General features: G+C 52.5%; 5 protein-coding genes. 3 read left to right on the top strand and 2 right to left on the bottom strand.

Translation table 11 applies throughout. The features are described 5' to 3' along the window. The 3 genes from ABF287_RS16755 to ABF287_RS16765 form a co-directional block, all read left to right on the top strand. Positions 1-424: GNAT family protein (locus ABF287_RS16755; RefSeq protein ID WP_347186141.1), on the top strand; the 424-nt coding region annotated here is incomplete at its 5' end. Between the two features lie 21 nt (positions 425-445). Beyond that, positions 446-1,876, top strand: coding sequence for an FAD-binding oxidoreductase (locus ABF287_RS16760; protein WP_347186142.1), 1,431 nt, complete (start codon positions 446-448; stop codon positions 1,874-1,876). 692 nt (positions 1,877-2,568) lie between these two features. Then, positions 2,569-4,593 carry a cadherin domain-containing protein gene (locus tag ABF287_RS16765; protein WP_347186143.1) on the top strand — a complete coding sequence of 675 codons (2,025 nt, stop codon included), beginning with the start codon at positions 2,569-2,571 and terminating at the stop codon, positions 4,591-4,593. 94 nt (positions 4,594-4,687) lie between these two features. Here ABF287_RS16765 and ABF287_RS16770 read toward each other — a convergent pair whose 3' ends face one another. Then, positions 4,688-5,218 carry an adenine phosphoribosyltransferase gene (locus tag ABF287_RS16770; protein WP_347186144.1) on the bottom strand — a complete coding sequence of 177 codons (531 nt, stop codon included), beginning with the start codon at positions 5,216-5,218 and terminating at the stop codon, positions 4,688-4,690. 70 nt (positions 5,219-5,288) lie between these two features. Next, on the bottom strand, positions 5,289-5,990 hold a 702-nt coding region (locus ABF287_RS16775; protein ID WP_347186145.1), incomplete at its 5' end, for an S-methyl-5'-thioadenosine phosphorylase.

A 5,990-nucleotide genomic window follows, 5' to 3' on the forward strand; every position in this document is an offset into this window, starting at 1 on the left:
CACCAATCGCGTGTATTGGGCGCAACGCTCTGTGGCGGCTGAAACGGCGTTGCCCTTGTTTTTGACCCGCCGCGAAGACGGCGCGCTTTTGGGAGCCTTGACGTTGGACAACATCCGCCGTGGCCCCGCGCAGGCTGGCACAGTCGGATATTGGATCGGTGCGTCCTATGCCCGCCAAGGGTATATGCGCGAAGCTTTGGCTGGAGTGGTGCATCATGCGTTTGCAAGACTGGACCTTAGCCGTGTTGAAGCCGCATGCTTGCCTGAGAACACAGCCTCGCGCGGCGTGCTTGAAAAGGCGGGGTTCAAATACGAAGGTGTGGCGCAGTCCTATCTGCAAATCGATGGGCGTTGGCGCAATCACGTGTTGTATTCATCCTTGCGCAATGACCGTCGCGGCCCCACACAAGTTGGCTTGGCGTAAGCTGGCCTGAAGGAGACGTTTATGCCCGTTGCCGCAACTGAAGATTTTCTCAACACGCTGCAAGCGGCGTTGCCCGAGGGCACATTTCGCGCGCAAAAACAGGGTGAGCTGGACGATCCGCGCGGGCGGCATGTGGGCCTGAGCGCCATTGTGGCGACGCCGCGTACGGTTGAAGAGGTTTCGACAATCGTGCGTTTGTGCCATGCGGCAGATGTCGGCGTTGTGCCGCTTGGCGGTGGCACGGGGCTGGTTCTGGGGCAGGTGGCCTATCTCGACCCCGCGCCGGTTGTGCTTTCGATGGAGCGCATGACTGCGGTGCGTGGCGTGTACCCCTCTGAAAACGCACTTGTGGTTGAAGCTGGCGCGATCTTGCACGACGTCCAACAGGCGGCTGAGGCGGTTGATCGCTTGTTCCCATTGTCGCTGGCCTCCGAAGGATCGTGCCGGATCGGCGGCAACTTGGCCACGAACGCGGGCGGTTTGAATGTTCTGCGGTATGGCAACACGCGCGACCTGTGTTTGGGGCTCGAAGTGGTTTTAGCCGATGGTACGATTTGGCATGGGCTCAAGCGATTGCGCAAAGACAACACCGGCTATGATCTGAAGAACCTGATGATCGGGTCTGAAGGCTCGCTCGGCATTATCACCGCGGCGACTTTGCGATTGTTTCCACGTCCGACCCATGAAGCTGCAGCGTTCTTTGTGGTCGAGAGCCCGCAAGGTGCGATTGATCTGTTGGCGCTGGCCCAAGCCACTATTGGCGAAGGGATCTCTGCTTTTGAAATGATGTCATGCGTGGGCTTGGACTTCTTGTCGGAAACGATGCCCGATGTGCGACAGCCATTTCACCCGCGCCCTGATTGGTCTGTTTTGATCGATGTGGGTCTGTTGGGAGAGAGCGATCCGCAGGAAATGCTGTTGACCCTGTTTGAGAAAGCCCATGCCGCAGGATTGGTGTCAGACGGTTTGATTTCACAAAACGAAGCGCAGCGCCAAGAGTTTTGGGCGGTGCGCGAAAGCATTCCTGTGGGCAATCGCAACATTGGCTCCATATCGTCCCACGATATTTCCATTCCACTGTCGCGTATTCCAGAGTTTATTCCAGAAGGCATCGCAAAACTACAAGCGCTTGGCGATGTTCGGATCAACTGTTTTGGTCACCTTGGCGACGGCAATCTGCACTACAACGTCTTTCCTGCAAATGGCCGTGACCGTCATGAATTTGACGATATTCGGGGCGATGTCAAAAAATGCGTCCATGATTTGACGCATGCCTATGACGGATCTGTCAGTGCTGAGCACGGCGTTGGGCGGTTGAAGGTCGAGGATCTGGAACGCTACCAAGACCCTGTGAAACTTGCCGCGATGCGCGCAATTAAGCAGGCACTTGATCCAAAAGGAATTATGAACCCAGGCGCAGTTTTGCGTGCGACGGATTGCGAAAATTCATAGATACTTTTGAGCAGAATTTTTGGCTCAAATGTTGAAATTTGAACTATTTAGCATGGTCGCTTCACACTGAATTCATGGGAAAAACCATGTGTGGTTTGGGGCTAAGTTTTCGGTTCCTATCGACAATTCAGCTGCTTGAAACGCGAGTTCTGTAACCCAATACGCAACGGTTTGCCTCGTGATGCATTGATAACCTATGTCTCAAGGTATTGATATATATAATTTAAAACTTGTGTGTTGCGAAAAAATCGACTTTTTTCAATATACCCATAGTTGCATATTGTTAATAAAATTTTAAAGACGTACACTTTTTTAAAATACTGTGGATACCACCATGTGAATTCGTGCCGACATTGAGTGTGGCGGGATGGCTTTGCATTAGAAAGATCTGAAAATGATCGATTCTGGTTGGTTGAACGCATCGGATATACAAGTTTGTCCCAGCGTTCTGGGGCGTGAAATGAGTAATTACAGACAATTGGCGCAGCACCTTGATGAGTGCGGTTCACCCTTTTGTTGATAAACTGGAATTGTCGTTTTTCGTGAACCAAAACAGCATTGCAATGGTGGGGACCAACCTAATGACGAGTATATTAAGTCTGACTAATCCCTTTGAAAATTCGCTGCTTAACTACAATGAAACACAGCTCGAAAAAGAGCGACAAATTTTGCAGTACTTTGAGGCGGTCAATTTGGGTTATGTACCCCCGCCTGAAATCGTCGCAGAATTGGCGGCTATTCTCGCTTTGGAAGAACTTTCCAGTGAGGCTTTGGCCCGTCTGCAGACCTTGCTTGATTTGATTAATGGCCCAGACAATTCGCCTGTCATTGATGGCGGTGAGTTTGCCGAAGTGACCATGGACGAAAACACGACGTTTGTGACCACTGTGACGGCGGTTGATCAGTTCCCAGACAACGACGGCACTGAAACGCTAACCTACTCAATCGCGGGTGGCGCGGATGCAGCGTTGTTTGAAATTGATCAAATCACTGGCGATCTAAGCTTTATCGCTGCGCCCGACTTCGAAGCGCCCGTTGGTGGTGACAACACATACGAAGTGGTGATCCAAGTGAACGATGGCGTGGACCTTATGGACACGCAAACCATTCAAGTCACAGTGAACGACGTTGACGAAGCCGTTCCGCCAAGCAATTTTGGCGCGCTTCTAAGCGGCATCGATGCTGCTGATACCAGCGGATTTTCCGTTGCCTCTGCCGGTGACGTCAATGGTGATGGGTACGACGATATTCTGATTGGCGCCAATTTTGCGGATCCCGGTGTTTCCGAAGCTGGCGAGAGCTACCTCGTGTATGGCTCTGCATCTGGCCTGCCGCCCACCGTAGATCTTGCATCGCTTGATGGCACAAATGGCTTTGTTATGAACGGTATTGCGATGTCTGACACCAGCGGCGTGTCCGTTTCGTCAGCCGGTGATATCAATAATGACGGCTTTGATGACATGCTTATCGCTGCGCCAAGTGCTGACCCAGACGGGAGGCTGAATGCAGGTCAGACCTATGTCGTGTTCGGTTCTGCGACTGGGGTCGATGTCAATGGCAGTTTTGATCTGTCGTCGCTCAACGGCACAAACGGCTTTGTGATTGACGGCGTCGACGCGGAGGACCGCCTCGGTTTCTCTGTGGCCTCTGCCGGTGATGTAAATGGTGACGGGATCGATGACATTATTATCTCTGCCCCGAATGCGAGCCTGAATGGCACGTTCGCTGGTGCAACATATGTTGTGTATGGATCGGCGACTGGCTTTGCTGCGAACTTTGATCTGTCGACCCTAGATGGCACAAATGGCTTTGTGATGAATGGTCTTACAGCCGGAGACCGTAGTGGTTACTCTGTTTCATCCGCGGGTGACGTCAATGGCGACGGGCTCGATGATATGTTGGTTGGCGCATACCAAGCAGACGAAATTGATGGAAGTAACACAGATGTGATCAATGTCGGTGAAACCTATGTGATCTTTGGTTCAACGACATCTGCGGCCACGCTCGATTTGTCTGCACTTGACGGTACAAACGGCTTCGTGGTGAACGGCATCGATGCATTTGATTTCAGTGGCGTGTCTGTTTCATCAGCAGGTGATGTCAATGGCGATGGGTTTGCAGACATCCTAATTGGCGCATCTGAAGCGGATCCAAACGGGCTCTTCTCGTCTGGTGAAACCTATGTCGTTTATGGAACAAACACTGGTTTCTCTGCCGAACTCGATCTTGCCAACCTCAATGGAACCAACGGGTTTACCATGAACGGCATTGATAGTTTCGATAAGAGTGGCTTGTCGGTGTCATCTGCAGGTGACGTGAATGGGGACGGGTTTGACGACATTCTCATTGGCGCATCTGATGCGGATCCGAACGGCTTTAGCTCAGGCGAATCCTACCTCGTATTTGGCGCGGCATCGGGCATTCCTGCAAACGTTGATCTTTCGGCATTGAACGGCACTAATGGATTTATATTCAACGGCATCGATGCCTTCGATTTCAGTGGCCATTCGGTTTCATCGGCTGGCGATGTGAATGGCGATGGCTTTGACGACCTTTTGATCAGCGCGATCAGAGCCGACACCGACGGGCTTCTAGACACTGGCGAAACCTACCTAGTCTATGGTGGGGATACTATTCTGGATGCCTTTGACTTGGCAGATGGTGCGCAAGATGGCAGCATTGACCTGATCAATGTGACCGACGCATTTATCTTTTGATCTAACGCAGCTTGCTGTTTAACTATTTGAAAAGGCCGCCTTTTTGGGGCGGCCTTTTGTATTTTTGAATGTAGGGCCCCAAGCGGCGTTTAGATCAAAGACCGTCAAAATCACAAAGCGTGTGGACATCATACCCGAGGTCTTGCAGACGCTTGCGGCCACCAAGTTCAGGCAAATCAACAATAAACGCGCAGCTGACAATTTCGCCGCCCAGACGTTCGATCAATTTGATTCCAGCTTCAGCCGTGCCGCCAGTGGCCAATAGATCGTCGACCACCAAGATTTTCTCGCCCGCTTCAATGGCATCGTCATGCAGCTCGACTGTGGCCTCGCCGTACTCCAACTGGTAGTCCTGCGAAATCACAGCGCCTGGCAATTTGCCCGCTTTGCGTACGGGCACGAACCCCACAGACAATTGATGCGCTACGGCCCCGCCCAAGATAAATCCGCGTGCCTCAAGGCCCACAACTTTGTCGATTTTCGTCCCCACATAGGGCGCGAGCATTTGATCGATTGTCAACCGCATCCCACGCGGATCCGCGAACAAGGTGGTCACATCGCGAAACATAATACCTTCATGCGGGAAATCGGGGATGGTGCGAATATAGTCTTTTACGGTCTTCATGATGGGCCCTTAGATGTGAACAGCCTTGGTCTAAGGCATTGATTTTGATGCACAAGACATATGCCGCAGTTTAGCGATTTAGGGCACGTCCTGCCACTGCATCCAACTTGGCCACAAGCGCAGGATCGCGTTTGTCTGGCGCGGTCATCACCGCATATTCCAAAGCCTGATCACAGCCATGCTCGCAAAGTGCATATTCTGAGGTCAAAAGCTTGGGCATCGCCGCGACAAGGGATTTGGCGTTGTTGGAATTGGCACCCAAAGTGGCGATGATCGCGTTGATATCCACCGCGCCGTGATCGGGATGCCAGCTGTCAAAGTCGGTGATCATCGCCACAGAGGCATAGCAAATCTCGGCTTCGCGCGCGAGTTTGGCCTCGGGCATGTTGGTCATGCCGATCACATCGCAACCCCATTCGCGGTACATTTTGCTTTCCGCGACGCTGGAAAACTGCGGACCTTCCATCGCCAAATACGTTCCGCCTTTGTGGACGGTCACACCCGTTGCGCGCGCGGCCTCGTAGGCCAAGCCAGACAGGCGTTCGCACACAGGATGCGCCACCGACACATGCGCCACACAGCCCGTGCCAAAGAATGATTTTTCGCGGGCAAATGTCCGGTCAATGAATTGGTCGACAACCACAAAATCCCCCGGCGCCATCTCTTCACGAAACGACCCGCAGGCGGAAACAGACAAAATATCCGTTACCCCAAGACGTTTCAGCGCGTCTATGTTGGCACGATACGGAACTGTCGTTGGCGTATGCACATG

This window comes from Pacificibacter sp. (genome assembly GCF_039769035.1).
In the GTDB taxonomy this organism is placed as follows: Bacteria; Pseudomonadota; Alphaproteobacteria; order Rhodobacterales; family Rhodobacteraceae; genus Celeribacter.

Coding starts and splice junctions, on each gene's coding strand:
- ABF287_RS16760 (WP_347186142.1), top strand. CDS start 446: ATGCCCGTTGCCGCAACTGAAGATTTTCTCAACACGCTGCAAGCGGCG.
- ABF287_RS16770 (WP_347186144.1), bottom strand. CDS start 5,218: ATGAAGACCGTAAAAGACTATATTCGCACCATCCCCGATTTCCCGCAT.